Below are 1385 nucleotides of genomic sequence, written 5' to 3'. Positions count from 1 at the left end.
TCTTGTCATTGAACACCTCAAATAATGGTGGCGACTGTACCACCTAAAACGGTGTCCGGGATGATTAGACCACTACAAAGATACGCCAAAAAAAAAGGGAAGAAATCCACACAGTAAGTAGTTAGTAGCCAAGGGCTACAAGGACAGGGGAAGGGGTTTGTCTTTTCTCTCTTTCCTTTAGGCGTCTTCTTTAGCTTGGCCCTGCCGGCCTGAGGCACATACAGTCAGAAATCCTATCTAACGCCTTCGGCACAAGGGGGGCACTGTGTGCCCTATAATAGTTATTTATTTATCTGTTACGTTATCTGTTATTGGGCAAATGGTGCCCCCCCCCCCATGCAAATGGTGCCCCCCCTCTTACACTAAGAGCAGATGACGAATGACTTATTAATGGTATCACCTTCAAGCTTACCCTGGGCTAGAGTCTACCCTCCCACGCAAGCGAACACGGGCTTGACATAAAAAGATTAAAAAAATATGTCCAGATTTCTAAATAATAAGGGTATAAGTAAGTATAACACCACACAAACACTAGCCTGCTTACGCCAGTAAGTGGGCTCTTGCCCGTTCCAAATCAAGATAGAGGTAATGAGATATGTATTCCCAAGAGAATGGCCTTAGGGTCAAAGTTCCTGCCTTTTGCGCCAACGAGCTTATCGAGTATCTGCCAGAAGGTGTCAAGCCCACCCGTTACATCGTTGACTTAATCCTCAAGGATTTGGCCAAAAAGAAAAAGGGTCACAAAATAAGTGATGAAGACACAGTTAGAGATCACCACCGTCCTGTGTAGGACAAACCTTCCCGACCTTTCTAGTAATGACAAGCATACCCTATTAATCCTCTCATCCTTCATTAACCCCCTACGCGATGGTGATTTAAGGGCATGGCCCACGAATGCCCAACTGGTAGCGTTAACGGGTCTGTCTGAACGCTCGATTAAGTATTCCCTCTCTACTCTTGAAGAGCGTGGCTACCTGCATCGCATTACAAAGTACGATGCAGGCGCTAACAAGAAGACCCGCATTCTCATTATCAACCTCGATAAGTTGACGCCAGTACCGGCAGAGCAACCAACTAAAGCAGACTCTTGGGATGATGATCTAGATGACTGGTAAAATCCTATTTTTATATCCCCTGGTAGTCTATTTAACCCACATGATTTCAATTTTTATAATCCAATAGGTAACGACAATGCAACGATACAACTCTACCCATGAACAATTCAACACCGCTAAAGAGGCGGCCAATGCAACCTACTTCACTAAGCTGCTAGAGCCAGTGCAAGAGCTCTTGGCGTTTGGTTACGGATAGATTGGCCCCTTGAAGATCCAGACACTTCGCCCCTCTTAACTTAAGAGGTAGTCTTGGAGCTATGTTCAGTACTA

General features: G+C 45.3%; 1 protein-coding gene. It reads left to right on the top strand.

Annotated features, from left to right (window positions below; genetic code table 11):
- Positions 1 to 752 precede the first annotated feature (752 nt).
- Entirely contained in the window at positions 753 to 1115 is a 363-nt protein-coding gene (locus tag PG881_RS23860) for a helix-turn-helix domain-containing protein (protein ID WP_270803300.1), read from the top strand.
- The last annotated feature ends 270 nt before the right edge of the window (positions 1116 to 1385 follow it).

The sequence above is a fragment of the Aeromonas sp. QDB54 genome (assembly GCF_027707385.1).
In the GTDB taxonomy this organism is placed as follows: domain Bacteria; phylum Pseudomonadota; class Gammaproteobacteria; order Enterobacterales; family Aeromonadaceae; genus Aeromonas; species Aeromonas hydrophila.
The sequence above is the reverse complement of the archived record's forward strand: the minus strand, read 5'-3'. Positions and strand labels throughout refer to the sequence as shown.

Excerpts from the sequence above, each read along its gene's own strand:
- PG881_RS23860 (WP_270803300.1), top strand. The coding sequence starts at position 753 with ATGAAGACACAGTTAGAGATCACCACCGTCCTGTGTAGGACAAACCTT.